The sequence below is a fragment of the Candidatus Rhodoblastus alkanivorans genome, from assembly GCF_022760755.1.
Taxonomy (GTDB): domain Bacteria; phylum Pseudomonadota; class Alphaproteobacteria; order Rhizobiales; family Beijerinckiaceae; genus Rhodoblastus; species Rhodoblastus alkanivorans.
On the sequence record NZ_JAIVFP010000001.1, the window covers coordinates 3,238,777 to 3,253,567 of the forward strand.

15 protein-coding genes are annotated in these 14,791 nt (G+C 63.4%); 5 read left to right on the forward strand and 10 right to left on the reverse strand.

Annotation, left to right across the window (positions count from 1 at the left end; translation table 11 throughout):
* Positions 1 to 70: 70 nt before the first annotated feature.
* Entirely contained in the window at positions 71 to 484 is a 414-nt protein-coding gene (locus K2U94_RS15005) for a Fur family transcriptional regulator (protein WP_243067972.1), read from the reverse strand.
* Between the two features lie 281 nt (positions 485 to 765).
* On the opposite strand from K2U94_RS15005, the gene K2U94_RS15010 reads away from it, so the two are divergent.
* Positions 766 to 1,920, forward strand: coding sequence for a CobW family GTP-binding protein (locus tag K2U94_RS15010; protein ID WP_243067973.1), 1,155 nt, complete (start codon positions 766 to 768; stop codon positions 1,918 to 1,920).
* 186 nt (positions 1,921 to 2,106) lie between these two features.
* Here K2U94_RS15010 and K2U94_RS15015 read toward each other — a convergent pair whose 3' ends face one another.
* The 4 genes from K2U94_RS15015 to K2U94_RS15030 form a co-directional block, all read right to left on the reverse strand.
* Positions 2,107 to 3,132: an RluA family pseudouridine synthase gene (locus K2U94_RS15015; protein WP_243068892.1), complete on the reverse strand. Its 1,026-nt coding sequence runs from the start codon at positions 3,130 to 3,132 to the stop codon at positions 2,107 to 2,109.
* 191 nt (positions 3,133 to 3,323) lie between these two features.
* Complete coding sequence (gene crcB, locus K2U94_RS15020; RefSeq protein WP_243067974.1) at positions 3,324 to 3,707, reverse strand: fluoride efflux transporter CrcB; 384 nt, start codon at positions 3,705 to 3,707, stop codon at positions 3,324 to 3,326.
* 39 nt (positions 3,708 to 3,746) lie between these two features.
* Positions 3,747 to 4,985, reverse strand: a complete 1,239-nt coding sequence (locus K2U94_RS15025) for a chloride channel protein (RefSeq protein WP_243067975.1) — start codon at positions 4,983 to 4,985, stop codon at positions 3,747 to 3,749.
* A 130-nt stretch (positions 4,986 to 5,115) separates the two neighbouring features.
* Positions 5,116 to 6,426, reverse strand: a complete 1,311-nt coding sequence (locus K2U94_RS15030) for a replication-associated recombination protein A (protein WP_243067976.1) — start codon at positions 6,424 to 6,426, stop codon at positions 5,116 to 5,118.
* Positions 6,427 to 6,519: 93 nt separating this feature from the next.
* Between K2U94_RS15030 and K2U94_RS15035 the strand changes: the two genes are divergently transcribed.
* The 4 genes from K2U94_RS15035 to K2U94_RS15050 all read left to right on the forward strand — a co-directional run bounded on the left by K2U94_RS15035 (position 6,520) and on the right by K2U94_RS15050 (position 9,570).
* A complete protein-coding gene (locus K2U94_RS15035; protein ID WP_243067977.1) occupies positions 6,520 to 7,227 on the forward strand; it encodes an orotate phosphoribosyltransferase in 708 nt (235 codons plus the stop codon).
* Between the two features lie 5 nt (positions 7,228 to 7,232).
* Positions 7,233 to 7,919, forward strand: coding sequence for a hypothetical protein (locus K2U94_RS15040; RefSeq protein ID WP_243067978.1), 687 nt, complete (start codon positions 7,233 to 7,235; stop codon positions 7,917 to 7,919).
* Between the two features lie 137 nt (positions 7,920 to 8,056).
* The gene (locus K2U94_RS15045; protein ID WP_243067979.1) at positions 8,057 to 8,596 is read left to right on the forward strand and encodes an SRPBCC family protein; all 540 of its coding nucleotides are present in this window, start codon (positions 8,057 to 8,059) and stop codon (positions 8,594 to 8,596) included.
* Positions 8,593 to 9,570, forward strand: coding sequence for a YncE family protein (locus K2U94_RS15050; protein WP_243067980.1), 978 nt, complete (start codon positions 8,593 to 8,595; stop codon positions 9,568 to 9,570). The genes K2U94_RS15045 and K2U94_RS15050 overlap by 4 nt, the downstream gene beginning before the upstream one ends.
* A 1-nt stretch (position 9,571) precedes the next feature.
* Here K2U94_RS15050 and K2U94_RS15055 read toward each other — a convergent pair whose 3' ends face one another.
* The 5 genes from K2U94_RS15055 to sufB are packed head-to-tail and all read right to left on the reverse strand — an operon-like array spanning position 9,572 to position 14,757.
* Positions 9,572 to 9,961, reverse strand: coding sequence for an SUF system Fe-S cluster assembly protein (locus tag K2U94_RS15055; protein ID WP_243067981.1), 390 nt, complete (start codon positions 9,959 to 9,961; stop codon positions 9,572 to 9,574).
* A gap of 13 nt (positions 9,962 to 9,974) precedes the next feature.
* Positions 9,975 to 11,216: a cysteine desulfurase gene (locus K2U94_RS15060; protein WP_243067982.1), complete on the reverse strand. Its 1,242-nt coding sequence runs from the start codon at positions 11,214 to 11,216 to the stop codon at positions 9,975 to 9,977.
* Complete coding sequence (locus K2U94_RS15065; RefSeq protein ID WP_243067983.1) at positions 11,213 to 12,487, reverse strand: SufB/SufD family protein; 1,275 nt, start codon at positions 12,485 to 12,487, stop codon at positions 11,213 to 11,215. Before K2U94_RS15065 ends, K2U94_RS15060 begins: the two co-directional genes overlap by 4 nt.
* On the reverse strand, positions 12,484 to 13,233 hold the full coding sequence (sufC, locus tag K2U94_RS15070) for a Fe-S cluster assembly ATPase SufC (RefSeq protein ID WP_243067984.1): 750 nt from the start codon (positions 13,231 to 13,233) through the stop codon (positions 12,484 to 12,486). The genes K2U94_RS15065 and sufC overlap by 4 nt, the downstream gene beginning before the upstream one ends.
* A gap of 42 nt (positions 13,234 to 13,275) precedes the next feature.
* On the reverse strand, positions 13,276 to 14,757 hold the full coding sequence (gene sufB, locus K2U94_RS15075) for a Fe-S cluster assembly protein SufB (protein WP_243067985.1): 1,482 nt from the start codon (positions 14,755 to 14,757) through the stop codon (positions 13,276 to 13,278).
* Positions 14,758 to 14,791: the final 34 nt, after the last annotated feature.

Below are 14,791 nucleotides of genomic sequence, written 5' to 3' on the forward strand. Positions count from 1 at the left end.
ACCATCGCAAGCCGACGCCCGTCCGCAAGCACGGGCGTCTTTTGCGCCCGCCTCCTTTGCGTCGGGAGGGCTAAGGCCCGCCCTGCTCCGCATCTGCGGAACTGGCGTCCTCCTCCGCGCAGGAGGCGCAGAGCCCCTGGATTTCGATTGCGACGCGTTCGGCCGAAAAACCGCTGCGCGCCGCCGCGCGAGACAGCAGGCTCTCGATCTCCGCGTCGCCGAATTCCAACGTCCGGCCGCAGGCGCGGCAGATCATGAAGCCGGCGCGATGCCGATGGCCGCAGGCATGGCCCTCGTCGCGGCAGGCGACATAAGCGTTGCGCGTCTCAAGCCTATGGGCGAGCCCCTCGTCGATCAGCTTCTGCAAAGCGCGATAGACCGTCGGCGGGGCGACGCGGCCATGCTCGCGCAAGGCGTCGATCACGTCATAGGCCGAAAGGGGCTTTTGCGCGCGCTCCAGTAAATCCCGGATCCGGGTCTGCATTTCGTTCAAACGCGCGGGCGCCGATTGGGCGGACATGGACTTCTGAACCAATGTTGGGCTTCGTAGCCAGGGACTCTTACCAGAATAGGGTGCAACCATGCGCCTGCAAAGACGTCTCGCGCGCCGATCGCCCCGAGGGCTTGGGGCGAAAATCGGCTCAAGCATTTTTAAGACTCGCTTTTGCCGCGAAATGGCCCCGCAGGCGCTTACATTGACGCGCCGAACCACAATATAGTCGAACTGACCAAGGCGCTCGCGCCCAACGCATGACCGGAGTTCGCATGTCTGTCGAAAAAATTCCCGTCACCGTCCTCACCGGCTATCTGGGGGCGGGAAAAACTACATTGCTCAACCGCATTCTGACCGAGGATCACGGCAAGAAATTCGCCGTCATCGTCAATGAATTCGGCGAGATCGGCATCGACAACGAACTCGTGGTGGACGCCGACGAGGAAGTCTTCGAAATGAATAACGGCTGCATCTGCTGCACCGTGCGCGGCGACCTGATCCGCATCATCGAGGGCCTGATGCGCCGCAAGGGCAAGTTTGACGCCATTCTGGTCGAGACCACCGGGCTCGCCGACCCGGCGCCGGTGGCGCAGACGTTTTTTGTCGACGCCGACGTCCAGAACGAGACCCGGCTCGACGCCATCGTCACCGTCGCCGACGCCAAATTTCTGGCGGCGCGCCTGAAGGATGCGCCGGAAGCCAAGAACCAGATCGCCTTCGCCGACGTCGTCCTCATCAACAAGACCGATCTCGTGAGCGAGGAGGAGCTGGAAGAGGTCGAGGCGCGGATTCGCGGCCTCAACCCTTATGCGAAACTCTACCGTACGACCAAATGCGACGTCGCGCTCGACGCCGTGCTCGACCGCAAGGCCTTCGATCTCGACCGGATCCTGGAGCTGGAGCCGGAATTTCTGACCGCCGAAGAGCACGATCATGACCACCATGATCACGATCGTGGTCATCATCACCACCATGATCATGATCACCATCATAATCATGACCATGATTGCGGTCCGGATTGCGATCACGAGCATGATCACAAGCACGGACATGAGCACGGACATGAGCACGGGCATGATCATCACGAACATGAGCATCACCCGCCCAAGGTGATCCATGACGAGCAGGTCCGCTCGGTCGCCTTCCAACTCGACGGTCCGGTCGACCCCGACCTCTTCATGCCCTGGATCAATGAAGTGGTTCAGCGCGACGGCCCAGACATTTTGCGCTCCAAGGGCATCCTCGCCTTTCCGAACGAGCCGAAACGCTATGTCTTCCAAGGCGTCCACATGATTCTCGACGGCAACCTCCAGCGCGACTGGAAGTCCGAAGAAAAGCGCTCCAGCCGCATCGTCTTCATCGGCCGCAAGCTGAAGGAAGAGGAATTGCGCGCAGGATTCATGGCCTGCGCGGCATATGCCGCATAAGCCGCCACGTCATTGCGAGCCAACGGATCCGGCCTTCGGCCGGTCCGATGACAGGCTCCGCAAAGCGATCCACGCAATCTTTCAGCAGGCTAACAGGTGGCTTGCTTCGCCATAGACCGGTTCAGACGCCGGTCGTCGCTTCGACGGGCGCGCGAAACGCGCCCGTGGTTCGCAAGGGCGAAGCCTTCACTCCTCCGGCGCGTCTAAAATCGGATCGCGCTGGCTGATGTCGAAGCCGAACATCTCAAAGCTTTTTTTCATATGCGGCGGCAGCGGCGCGGTGACGTCGAGCACGCCGCCTTTGGGATGAGGCAGGATCAAGCGGCGGGCCAGCAGATGCAGCTTGTTCTCGACGCCCTCGGGTATGTTGCGGTTGGGGTCGGCGCGGCGGCGGCGGTCTTCGTCGCCGTGGCCATATTTTGGGTCGCCGACAATGGGGCAGCCGATGGCTTCCGCGTGGGCGCGAAGCTGATGGGTGCGGCCGGTCAGCGGCTTTAGCGACAGCCAGGACAGTCGGGGCGCCAGCTTGTCCACCACCGCGTAATAAGTCACTGAATGCTGGGCGTCGTCGTCGCCATGTCTGGCGACGCGCATTTTCTCGATGTCGCGGCGCTCCTCCATGCCGTGGCGGCCGCGCGGCAGGCGATTATCCCCCATGCCCTCGCCCTTGGCGAGATAGAGCGAGATGCGCCCCTGCGCCGGGCGCGGCACGCCCTCGACCATGGCCCAATAGATCTTGCTGGCCGACCGCGAGCGGAAAATCTCGCCAAGATCGGCGGCCATTTTTCTGGTCTTGGCGATCAGCAGCACGCCGGATGTGTCGCGGTCGAGGCGATGGACCAGTACCGGGCGCTCGCCGCGTTCATCGGCGAGCGACTGCAACATGCCGTCGAGATGGACCTTGGTGCCGGAACCGCCCTGGACCGCGAGGCCATAGGGCTTGTTCAGCACCATCAGATCGCGGTCGTCGAGCAGGATCATGTCGCGGATCGCGCGGGCGTCGGCTTCGGATTGCTCCGGCCGCTTCACCGCCGGCGCCCTGGGCGCCTCGACGTTCAGCGGCGGAACCCGCACCTTCTGCCCCGCCGCGACGCGCGACGAGGTTTCCACCCTTTTGCCGTCGAGGCGCACTTCGCCCTTGCGGCAGATCTTGGCGAGATAGGAAAGCGTGAGGGTCGGAATGCGGCGCTTGAACCAGCGGTCGACGCGCATCCCCTCCTCGTCTTCCGTCACGACGAGGGTCTGCACGCCAAGCGCCAATTTGACCGGCTCGGGCGTTTTCTTTACGACGGCCGACGTTTCGGCCGCGGACTTTTCGGCGGTGGACTTTTTGGCGGAAGACCTGGGCGCCGCCGCGCCCTTGCGTGGAGCGCCTTTTCGCGGCGATCGCGCTCGTGGGCCGATCACGACAGCGCCCTCGCGACGAAAAGGCCGCTGAAGACGCCGGCAAGCGCCAACAGCACCGAGCCGCCGACATAGGCCGCCGTCAAAACCACTTCCCCGCGTTCGAACAGCAGAGCGGAATCGAGCGAAAAGGCCGAAAAGGTGGTGTAGCCGCCGAGAACCCCCGTCAGCAGGAAAAGGCGCACGTGCTGCGTCCAGTTCGCGCCGGTGCGGAAAGCGAGATAGCCCGCCGCCAGCCCCATGATCGTGGAGCCGGAAATGTTGATCAGGAACGTTCCCCACGGGAAATTGGTCCCGAGCAGCCGCGCCGCGATAAGATTCACGGTGTGACGCAGACAGCCGCCGACGCCGGCGCCGAGGAAGATGAGAAGATAGGCCCGCATTTTCTTTCTATAGCCAAGCCGCGACGCGCCGTCATCCGCCTATTTGGCGTGACCGGCCGTTTCCGCTTTGGCGAGGAAATGATGGGAGAGGGCGTGATAGAGCCCTTCCCGGCTCATCAGCCTCGAAGTCGCCTCGGCGACCAGCGCCGCGATCATCAATGGGATGATCATGGCGTGATCGTCAGTCATTTCCGAAACGATGACGAAGGCCGTGATCGGGGCATGAGTCACGCCGGTAAGAAAGGAGACCATGCCGATCAGGGCCAGGGCGCCGAGGGGAACATGGGGGAAGACGAGACGGAGCAAGGCGCCCTCGCCCGCCCCGATCGAGAGCGACGGCGAGAACAGGCCGCCGGGAATGCCGCTGATGGTGGAGAGCGTGGTGGCGATGAATTTCAGCGGCGCGAACCAGTAATCGATATTGGCGCTGGCATGGACGATGGCGCGCGCCTCGGCATAGCCGGTGCCGAAAACCGACGTGTCGCCGTGCAGACCGCAGAGGGCGACGCCGAAGCCGCAAAGCATGGCGAAAAGGATTGGCTGTCTTGCGATCGCCGCGCCGAATCGGCCGGAGAGGCCGCCGGCGAAGGCCAGAACGATGCGGATGAAGACGCCGCCGCTGAGCCCGCCGGCGACGGCGCCGATCGGGATCGCGGCCCAGGCGGAGCCGAGCGGCAGAATTGCCGCGGTCGAGCCGAAATAGGAATAGTCGCCAACGAGCGCCAGCGAGGTCAGACCCGCCGCGATCACCGCGCCGATGATCAGGCCGCTGGTGCGCGTTTCGAAGGATCGGCTCAATTCCTCGATGCCGAACACGATGCCGGCGAGCGGCGTGTTGAACGCCGCCGACACCCCCGCCGCCGCCCCCGCGAGCAGGAAGCCCGCCTGCCGGTAAGGCGCGCGATGGCCCAGCGCATACATAATCGCGCCGCCGACCTGCACCGTCGGCCCCTCGCGCCCGGTCGAGGCGCCGAACAGCAGGCCGAGCGTCATCACCACGATCTTGCCCACGGCGACCCGCAGCGAAACCAGCGGCGAGCGCTGCTCCTTGTCCTCGATCTGCAAAGCCGCGATGACCTGCGGGATGCCGCTGCCCTGCGAATTGGGAAAAACATGGCGCGACAGATAGACCGCAATGCCGAATCCGATCGGCGTCGCCACCAGTCCGATGTCGGGCGCGTGATGCAGGACCAGGGTCAGGATTTCCTGCGCCTTGTCGGCAAGCCAGGCCATCAGCACGGCGACGCCGCCCACCGTCAGGCCGCCGGCGAGGAACATCGCCTGCCGCGACGATCGCTTGAACGCAATACGCGAACGCGCTGCAATATGCTGCTGATAGCGACTGCTCGGTCTCAACCTGATCACGCTGTCCCACTCCGCGACGCCGCGATGGATCAAATCCGCGCGCTCAATTTCCTTCGCGTTCTTTTCGCAATTTTTCCCAATAGTCCAGGCGTTTGGTGATTTCCCGCTCGAATCCGCGCTCGACCGGACGATAGAGCCTTTGCCGCCCCAAAACCTCGGGCCAATAGTCCTGGCCGGAAAAGGCGTCGGGCTCGTCGTGGTCATAGGCGTAGCCGGCGCCATAGCCTTCCGATTTCATCAGTTTGGTCGGCGCGTTGAGAATGATTTTCGGCGGCATGAGCGAGCCATGCTCGCGGGCGAGCTTCATCGCCGCTTTGTAGGCGACATAATTGGCATTGGATTTGGGCGCCGTCGCGCAATAGACCACGGCCTGGGCGATCGCCAGTTCGCCCTCCGGCGAGCCCAGAAAATCATAGGCGTCCTTGGCGGCGTTGGCGATCACGAGCGCCTGGGGATCGGCGAGGCCGATGTCCTCGACCGCCATGCGCACCACGCGGCGGACGATGAAAAGCGGGTCCTCGCCGGCGTCGAACATGCGGGCGAGATAATAGAGCGCGGCGTCGGGGTCCGAGCCGCGCACGGTCTTGTGCAGGGCGCTGATGAGATTGTAATGGCCCTCCTGGCCCTTGTCATAGATTGGCGCGCGGCGCTGGACGATCTCGGTCAGCGTCTTGGCGTCAAAAACCTCGCCCGGCCGGGCGGCGCGGAAAATCTCTTCGACCAAAGTCAGGGCGGCGCGGCCGTCGCCGTCGGCCATCAGGACCAGCGCCGCGCGCGCCTCGGAATCGAGCGGCAGTGTTTTGCCCTCGGCGTCTTCCGCGCGCTCAAGGAGCTTTTCAATCGCCGCGGCGTCGAGGCTGTGGAAGGTCAGCACGCGGGCCCGCGACAACAGCGCAGCATTGAGTTCGAAAGACGGATTTTCGGTGGTGGCGCCGATCAGGGTGATCGTCCCGTCCTCCATCACCGGCAGAAAGGAATCCTGCTGGGCGCGGTTGAAGCGATGGATTTCGTCAACGAACAGCAGGGTTCCCTGCCCTGTGGCGCGACGCCCGCGCGCCTCTTCAAAGATTTTTTTCAACTCGCCGACGCCGGAAAAAATCGCCGAAGCCTGGACGAAATGGAGTTTCGTTTCATGCGCCAGCAGGCGCGCCGCCGTGGTCTTGCCGGTGCCGGGCGGGCCCCAGAAGATCAGGCTGCCGAGGGACCCCGATTGGACCAGCCGCGTCAGCGCCCCGTTTGGGCCGAGCAGATGGTCCTGGCCGGCGACGTCGGCGAGGCTTTTCGGCCGCAGCTTTTCCGCGAGCGGGCGCGGCGCGTCCCGGTCCAGTCCGGCGCTGGCGAAGAGATCGGTCATGGCCCCTTTTCGCGCTTCTGAGCTGGCTGGGCAACAGGCGATTGACCTCGGCCGCCATCCGGTTCAAACCAGCGCCAAACCACGAGGCCAAAGATGACCGACCTTTCCCCCGCCGCCCTGGAAAAGCAGTTGATCGCCGAAGAAACCGCCAAGATGCTGCTCGAAGTCGGCGCCGTCCTTTTCAATGCGGAAAAGCCTTTCATTTTCACTTCGGGCTGGGCGAGCCCGGTCTATACCGACATGCGCAAGCTGATCGCCTTCCCCCGCCTGCGCAACGCGCTGATGGATTTCGCGGTGAAGACCATCCAGCGCGAGATCGGCTATGAGAGCCTCGACATTATCGCCGGCGGCGAGACCGCGGGCATTCCTTTCGCCGCCTGGATTTCCGACCGATTCGCCTTGCCGATGCAATATGTCCGCAAGAAGCCGAAAGGCTTTGGCCGCAACGCCCGCATCGAAGGCGAATTGCAGGACGGCGCGCGCACCCTGCTGGTGGAGGACCTCGCCACCGACGGCGCCTCGAAGGTCAATTTCATCTCCGCCATTCGCGAGGCGGGGCAGAAATGCGACCACACTTTCGTGTTCTTCTTCTACGATATTTTCCCGCAGGCGCGCGACGAGCTGCGTAAGGAAAACATCGAGCTGCACCAGCTCACCACCTGGTGGGACGTGCTGAAGGTCGCGCGCAAGACCAATTACCTGCCTGGCGCCACGCTCGACGAGGTCGAGAAATTCCTGCACGCTCCGGCCGAATGGTCGGCGGCCCATGGCGGGGTTTCCGAATTCGGCAAAAAGGAGTGATCCTCATGCGGCGCCTCGGTCTGGCCTGCGCCGCGACGGCGCTCTTCGTCGCTCCCCTCGCGGCTCGGGCGCAGAGCGACGACCGGTTCTGCTCCGGCGTCGATTTCGCCAACACGCCCAGTCTTGTGATCGGCCGGATCAAGGCGGATGCGGGAAAAGTCAATTTCCGCAAGAATGGCGACAAAAAGAACGCCTGCCCCTCTGCTGCGGCCGCATGTCAGGAAAAGGCCTATCTCGTGCCCGGCGACCTCGTCGCGGTCGGCGCGAAGCGTGGAGAATTCACCTGTGTCGCTTATGACAATGGCAAGGGGGATCGCGGCGGCTGGCTGCCTTCTTCGGCGATCGAGCCGGCGCCCGTCGAGACCAGCCCGGAAAGCTGGACCGGCCATTGGAAACGCGTCGAGGCCGACATCACCATCGAAAACGCCAAAAATGGCTTGCAAGCCCAAGGCGAAGCGACTTTCGGCGCCCTTGATCCCGAACGGGTCAAGCGCGGCGCTGTCAATCTCGGCTCGTTTTCCGGGCCACTCGTGCTGAAAAATGGCCAGGGGACCGTGGTCGACAGCGATTCGGTCAGCGGTTGCGACCTGCGCATGGTCCGCGCCGGCGCCTTTCTATTCGTGCGCGACAATATGCAATGCGGCGGGATGAACGTGTCCTTTTCCGGCATGTACCGCAAGGCCGGGAACTAACCGCGTCAGCCTCTTAATTTTAGCATAATTCGGCCTTCGACCGCCTGTTTCGCTCCTGCCTCTATTGGCAGGCCGCCCTGGTTCCCGACAATATCCCCCCGGCCGGATGGAATCCGGCGCAAAGGAATGAGGGAGAAATGAGAGTTTTTGCTCTGGCGGCGGCCTTGATCGCCCTGTTTGTCGCGCCCGCTTCGGCGCATGGACCCACGCGGCAGAAGGTTGTCGAACTCGTCTATATCAATCAGCCGGCCGATCAGGTCTGGGCGATCATCAAGGATTTTGACAGCCTCTCCAAATGGCACCCGATGGTCGCCTCCAGCGTCGCCGACAAGGGCAATGAAGAGGGCTCCACCCGCAAGGTCGTGCTCAAAGCCCCGGGCAATCCGAGCTTCAACGAAGTGCTCGACAAATATGACGCCGCCAAGCGCACCTATAAATACGAGATTCCGAAGGTCGATCCGAAGATCCTGCCCGTGAACGATTACGAGTCCTTCCTCACCGTGCTCGATGACGGCAAGGGCGGCTCGATCGTCGAATGGAAGGGCGCCTTCTACCGCGGCTATATGAACAACGACCCGCCGCCCAATCTGAACGACGCGGCTTCCGCCGCCGCCGTGCGCAAGGTCTATCGGGCGGGGCTCGACAATCTCAAGAAGATCGCCGAAGCCGAAAGGTGATCGCGCGCCTCCTTGGAGGCGTCGGCCTCGTCCTGCTGACGGCGGGCGCCGTCCGGGCGGGGCCGCTCGCTTTCATCACCGACCAGGGCGCCAACGCCCTCTCGATTGTCGATCTCGCCCAAGGGCGCACGGTCCAGAAGGTGAAGGTCGGGCAGAAACCGGCGGGCGTCGCTGTCGCCCCCGGCGCCGCGCGGGTCTATGTGACCAATCCCGAAGGGCGCAGCGTTTCCGTCGTCGAGCGCGAATCAGACGGCGCCTATCGCATGATCGCCAACATCCCCGTCGGTGAAGGGCCGCTGGGCGTCACGCTCGATCGAACCGGCGCGCGCCTGTTCGTCGCCGATTGGTACACCAACCGCGTCTACGCGATCGACACGAAAAAACTTGCCGTGACCGGGGAAATTCCGGTCGGCAAATCGCCGTCCGGCATGGCCGTGAGTCCGGACGACCGCTGGCTCTATGTCGCCAATCGCGAGAGCGACACGATTTCCGTGGTCGATCTCGCCAGCCTCCACGCCGTGGCCGAAATTCCGGTCGGCAAGTCGCCCTTCGGCGTAACCTATGACCCCAACGGACCCGACGGGCCGCGCATTCTCGTCGCCAATGTGAAATCCTTCGACGTGTCGGTGGTCGATCCCAAAACCCGGCGCGAGACGCGGCGGCTGAAGGTGCGGAAATATCCCTATGTCGCTGCCGTGACCCGGGACGGCTCGCGCATTTTCGTCACCAACCAGCACGACGACAGCGTTTCCGCCTTCGACGGCAGGACCTATGCGCCGCTCGGCGTCATCGACGCCTGCGGCTATCCGGAAGGATTACTGATCGCGCCCGACCAGAAATCGGCGGCGGCCGTGTGCTGGATGGAGGACAACATCACCGAGATCGACGTGAAGACGCTCAAAGTGACGAAAAAGATCTCCGTCGGCTCGAACCCGCGCGGCTTCGGCCAGTTCATCGCGCCGGACGCGAAGTGATTCACCACATATCGAGCGCGATGCGGGCCTCTTCCGACATCCGGCTTTGATCCCACGGCGGATCGAACACCATATTGACCTCGACCCCCGCGACGCCCGGCACGGCGGAGACGGCGTTCTGCACCCAGACCGGCATTTCGCCGGCCACCGGACAGCCCGGCGCGGTGAGCGTCATGTCGATGGTGACAAAGCGGCTCTCGTCGACATCGACGCGATAGATCAGACCGAGTTCGTATATGTCGGCCGGGATCTCCGGGTCGAAAACCGACTTCAGCGCCCCAATGATGCCATCGGTGAGCCGGTCGAGTTCATGCGGTGAAATGGCGTCCCGCACGGCGAAGGCGGGACGGTTCGGCTCAAGTTCGGCCTCAGGCTTGGCGTGCTCGTTCATCGCGACATTCCGTTCAGGCAAAGAGATGGGCGGCGCGGTCCAGCGCCGCGACGAGTGCGTCCGCTTCCGCGCGGGTGTTATAGAGCGCGAAGCTCGCCCGGCAGGTCGAAGTCACGCCGAAACGCGACAGCAAAGGCTGGGCGCAATGGGTGCCGGCGCGCACGGCCACGCCGGAACGGTCGATCACCGTCGCGACGTCATGGGCATGCGCCCCCTTCATTTCGAAAGAGAAAATGGCGCCCTTGCCCGGCGCATGGCCGAACAGCCGCAGATAAGGCAATTCGCCCAGGCGCTTTGCGGCATAGGCCGCGAGATCGGCCTCATGGGCGTCGATCGCGTCGCGGCCGATGCTTTCCATATAATCGAGCGCGGCTCCGAGGCCCACCGCCTCGACGATCGGCGGCGTGCCGGCCTCGAATCTCTGTGGCGGGACGCCATAGGTGACATCGTCCAGCGTCACCGTCTCGATCATCTCGCCGCCGCCGGCGAAGGGCGGCAGCTTTTCCAGCCATTCCTTCTTGCCGTAAAGCGCGCCGATCCCGGTCGGGCCGTAAAGCTTGTGGCCGGTCACGACATAGAAATCGACGTCGAGATCCCGCACGTCCACGTCGCAGTGGACAGCGCCCTGCGAGCCGTCAATCAACACCGGAATCCCGCGCTCGTGGGCGAGGCGGACGATGTCCTTCACCGGCGTCACCGTGCCCAGCACATTGGACATATGGGTGAGCGCGACGATCTTGGTCCTGTCGCTCAGCGCCGCCGCGAATTTCTCCAGCGAGAACGAGCCGTCGTCCTCGACATCGACCCATTTCAGCTTCGCGCCCTTGCGCTCGCGCAGGAAATGCCAGGGCACGACATTGGAATGGTGCTCCATGATCGAGAGCACGATTTCGTCGCCCTCGCCGATATGGGCGAGGCCATAGGACGAGGCGACGAGGTTCAGGGCCTCCGTCGCGCCGCGGGTGAAAATGATTTCCTCGGTCGAGCCCGCGTTGAGGAAGCCGCGCATTTTCTCGCGCGCCGCCTCGAACGCGTCAGTCGCGGCATTGGCGAGATAATGCAGGCCGCGATGGACATTGGCGTATTCATGTTCGAACACATGAACCATGCGCTCGATCACCGCGCGCGGCTTCTGCGCCGAAGCCGCATTGTCGAGATAGACCAGAGGCTTGCCATAGGGCCGTTCGGCGAGAATCGGAAAATCGGCGCGAATTTTCTCGATGTCATAGGGCACGATCCTGACCGGCTGGTTCATGCGAAACCTCCCCCGGCAAGCAGACGCGCAAGATCGGCCGTGAGCAAATCGCGCAATTCCTCGTCGTCGAGAATGTCAAAAGCTTCGGCCGCGAAGGCCTCGACCAATATGGCCTGAGCCTCTTCGCGCGGAACGCCGCGCGACTCCATGTAAAAGAGCTGGCTGGCGTCGAGCCGCGCGCAGGCCGCGCCATGGCCGCAGGCGACGTCGTCGGCAAAGATTTCCAGCTCGGGCTTGGACGACATGGCGGCGTCGTCCGAGAGCAAAAGCCCACGGCACAACATCTTGCCGTCCGTCTTTTGCGCGTGCGGCGGGACGACGATCTTGCCCTGGAACACGCCATTCGATTGATCGGCGAGAACATATTTGAAGGTCTCGCGGCTGATGCAGGACGGCGCGTCATGGGTCAGCACAAGCGTGGTGTCGGCATGCTCCCGCCCGCGCAGCAGAGCAGCGCCCGCGAGATAAACTTCAGCGTTTTCGCCGGCGCAGGAAACGAACAGCTGACGGCGCAGGAAGGGCGCGCCGCCGACGAAGGCGACCGCGCGCAGATGCGCCTCCGCCTCCAGCCGCGCGACGAAAGTCTGCACCTCGACCGCGGCGCCCTCTCGCGCGCGGCAGGCGTAGTCGAGCTCAGCGCCGCGGCCAAGCGACAGAAAGATCGCGCTGTCGCCAAAGCCCTCGCCGCCCTCGGCGCGCGTCTCCAGCACCGAAGCGCGCGCGCCGTCGCCGAGCACGACAAAAAGCCGGCCATAGCGGCTGACCGCGCCCGTCGCGCCGCCGAGCGCGACCACCTCCAAAACCGCGTCCATCTGGACGTCGGGCGCGATCTCAAGCACGGCCCCGCCTTCGGCAAAGGCTGCGTTCAAGTCGAGCAAGGCGTCGTCGGCGTCCTCGGCGAGACGCTTGAGCACAGGATCGTTATCGGTCAGCGGACGAAGCGTGACGCCGCGCGTGAAGGAAAAATCGTCGGACAGTTCAGGAACGAAAAAGCCGTCCAAGGTCACGATCCGAAGGCGATCGACCGGCGCGAGCTTTTCCTTCGCCCGTTCCAGCGCCACAGCGTCAGGCTTTTTCGCGCGCGGCGGGGCGGCGCGCAACCTGGCGCGCAGATCGGTGTAATGCCAGGCCTCGTTGCGGCGCGACGGCAGGCCAGCGCGGGCGAAACGCTCGAAGGCCGCCTTGCGCTCGCCGCCCGCCTGTTCGAGCGTGAAGCTCGCAAGCAGGTCCTGCTCGGCCTGGGTTGGATTTTGCAACAGGGCGCCCATCATGCGGCCTCTTCGGCATAATCGGCATAGCCGCTCTTTTCCAACTCCAGCGCCAGTTCCGGCCCGCCGCTTTTTACGATACGGCCGTGGGACATCACATGCACCGTGTCGGGCGCAATATAGTCGAGCAGGCGCTGGTAATGGGTGATAACCAGCAGACCGCGCTCCTTCGAGCGCAAAGCGTTGACGCCCTCGGCGCAGACGCGCAGCGCGTCGATGTCGAGGCCGGAATCCATTTCGTCGAGAATGGCGAATTTCGGTTCAAGCAACGCCATCTGCAGGATTTCCATGCGCTTCTTCTCGCCGCCGGAAAAGCCAAGGTTCACCGGGCGCTTGAGCATGTCCTGCGGAATATTGAGCTTCTTGGCCGCCTCGCGCACCTTTTTCATGAAATCGGGCGTCGAAAGCTCACCCTCCTCGCGCGCCTTGCGCTGAGCGTTGATCGCGGCCTTCAGAAAAGTCATGGTCGCGACGCCAGGAATTTCGAGCGGATATTGGAAGACGAGGAACAGGCCGAGCGCGGCGCGCTCGGCGGGCGTCTTGTCGAGCAGATCGACGCCATCGAGCCGGACCGCACCTTCGGTGACTTCGTAATTCGGGCGGCCGGCGACGACATAGGACAAGGTCGATTTGCCGGAGCCGTTCGGCCCCATGATCGCGGCGACCTCGCCATCCGCGACTTTGAGCGAAAGGCCGTCGATGATCTTCTTGCCGGCGACGGAAACGTGGAGATTTTCGATTTCGAGCATGATGGAACCTTGAACAAGCAGGACGCGAGAGCAGCGGCGCAATCAGCCGACGCTGCCCTCAAGCGAAATGGCGATGAGTTTCTGCGCCTCGACCGCGAACTCCATCGGCAGCTGCTGGAGCACGTCGCGCACGAAGCCATTGACGATCAGAGCCGTAGCCTCTTCCGCCGAAAGTCCGCGCTGCATGCAGTAGAACAGCTGGTCGTCGGAGATTTTCGAGGTCGTCGCCTCGTGCTCGAAATTGGCGGAGGAATTCTTGGCCTCGATATAGGGCACGGTATGGGCGCCGCATACATTGCCGATCAGCAGCGAGTCGCAATTGGTGAAATTGCGGGCGTTGGCTGCCTTGCGGTGAGCCGAAATCTGGCCGCGATAAGTGTTTTGGGAATGGCCGGCGGCAATGCCCTTGGAAATCACCCGGCTCGACGTATTGGCGCCGAGATGGATCATCTTGGTGCCGGAATCGACCTGCTGCCAGCCGTTTGAAATGGCGATCGAATAGAATTCGCCGCGCGAAGACTCGCCGCGCAGGATGCAGGACGGATATTTCCAGGTGATCGCCGAGCCGGTCTCGACCTGGGTCCAGGAGATTTTCGAGCGCGGCCCCCGGCAATCACCACGCTTGGTGACGAAATTATAGATGCCGCCCTTCCCCTCGCTGTCGCCCGGATACCAGTTCTGCACCGTTGAGTATTTGATCTCGGCGTCGTCCAGCGCGATCAGTTCGACCACCGCCGCATGGAGCTGGTTCTCGTCGCGCTGCGGCGCGGTGCAGCCTTCGAGATAGGAAACGTACGAGCCCTTGTCGGCGATGATGAGGGTGCGCTCGAACTGGCCGGTGTTGCGCTCGTTGATACGGAAATAGGTCGAAAGCTCCATCGGGCAGCGCACGCCCGGCGGCACATAGACGAAGGAGCCGTCGGAATAGACCGCCGAATTGAGGGTGGCGAAATAATTGTCGGTCACTGGCACGACCGAGCCGAGATATTTCTTCACGAGGTCCGGATGGGTCTGCACCGCTTCGGAAATCGGGCAGAAGATGACGCCGGCCTTGGCCAGTTCCGCCTTGAAGGTCGTGGCGACCGAAACCGAATCGAACACCGCGTCCACCGCGACCCTGCGCGCGCTGGGGTCGGCCTGAACGCCGGCCAGGATTTCCTGCTCGCGCAGCGGAATGCCGAGCTTTTCATAGGTGCGCAGAAGCTCTGGATCGACCTCGCCGAGCGATTTCGGCCCCTCGGCCGTTTTCGGCGCGGCGTAATAATAGAGATCCTGATAGTCGATCGGCGGATAATGGACCCGCGCCCATTGCGGCTCGGTCATGGTCCGCCAGCGGCGGAAGGCGTCGAGCCGCCATTCGGTGAGCCATTCCGGCTCGTTCTTCTTAGCCGAAATGAACCGGACGGTGTCCTCGTTCAGGCCCTTGGGGGCCTTGTCCGATTCGATATCGGTGGTAAAGCCGTATTTATAAGCGTCAACGTCAAGCGTTTTGACCTTGTCGACAGTCTCCTGGACAGCCGCCATCGAGTTTCTCCTCACCTAACGCGGGTTCAAGGCC